Annotated in this window: 1 protein-coding gene; it reads right to left on the reverse strand. The window is 54.0% G+C overall.

Features of this window, described 5'->3' with window-relative positions; all coding sequences use genetic code 11:
- Positions 1–38: 38 nt before the first annotated feature.
- Positions 39–1,174 (reverse strand): IS3 family transposase gene (locus EKA13_RS27270; RefSeq protein ID WP_245704440.1). Its coding sequence is split into 2 segments (ribosomal slippage): positions 39–925 and positions 925–1,174, totalling 1,137 coding nucleotides; the frame shifts between segments, so codons are not numbered across the junction.
- Between the last annotated feature and the right edge of the window lie 37 nt (positions 1,175–1,211).

The raw sequence follows: 1,211 nt of genomic DNA on the forward strand, positions 1-1,211 counted from the left end.
CTGAACTGGTCAAGTAAAAGTGGACACCGCTTTAGGTTTCACGCCGCCAGTTTCTCCATGGCTACAGGCGACCGATAGTCGTTGTAGCTGTGGAGCCTGACGTTGTTGTAACGCAGCACATAGCGCTGCAAGTCAGCCATTGCTTCTAATTCTGAGTCGTAACCGCCTTCAGGTACCCACTCAGATTTCAGGCTTCCAAAGAAACGCTCCATAGGTGCATTGTCCCAACACTCACCTTTACGGCTCATGCTCTGCTTGATCCCAAATCTAGCCAGCTCTTCCCTGAATTTATGGCTGCTGTACTGGCAGCCTTGATCTGAATGAAACATCACACCAGTTGGCTTCCCTCTCAGTTCCGCTGCCATGCGAAGCGCCTTGCTCGCTAGCGTAGCGTCGGCGATCAGGGAAAACGCCCAGCCGATGATACGTCTAGCAAACAAGTCCAAGACCGCTGCGAAATACAGCCAGCGTTTACCTATCTGGATATATGTCACATCTCCGCACCAGACCTGGTTAATCGCCGCCACATCAAAATGGCGCTTAAGCTCGTGTGGGGCCACCAGCGCCTCCACACCTGTCGAGCGGTAACGATGTCGTCGCCGTTGACGGCTCACAACCTGCGCCTCCTTCATCAAGTTCGCGGTCATGAAGCGGCCGACTTGATGGCCTTTGTTTTGCAGCTCGCGGGCCAAAGTTCTGGCACCGGCAGAACCTCGTGAGGCCTTGTGTAGCTTGATCAAAGCTACCTTGAGCGCTTCACGATGCGGGTCGGTCTTTCCCTGCCGTTTACGCCAAGCATAGAAACTGCTGCGATTGATTTCGAACACCCGACAGCAGTCTGCTATGCCATAACGCTCGCCCAGCTCATCGATCAGCGGGAATGATCTTTGGCGTCCAAAAGCAGGAGAGCACTGGCCTTTTTTAGTATTTCGATATCCCGGTCCTTTTGCTTGAGCAGTGCCTTGAGCGCCTGAATTTCCTTCTGCTCAGGAGTGATTGCCTTGGCATTAACAGGCGTCACGCCCATCCGCTCTTTGCGAAGCTGCTCAACCCAACGGCGTAACGCGGTGGGACCAATACCCAAGCTGGCACAGACTTCGGGCACGGACTGGTCGTTGTCCAGAACCATGCTGGCCGCTTCAAGCTTGAACTCGTTCGAATAAGAATTTCGCATCGGAACATCCTCTGATATGGGCGCCATCATAGCGCCC

Origin of the sequence: Pseudomonas defluvii, from assembly GCF_001695625.1 — a bacterium.
Classification (GTDB): Bacteria; Pseudomonadota; Gammaproteobacteria; order Pseudomonadales; family Pseudomonadaceae; genus Aquipseudomonas; species Aquipseudomonas defluvii.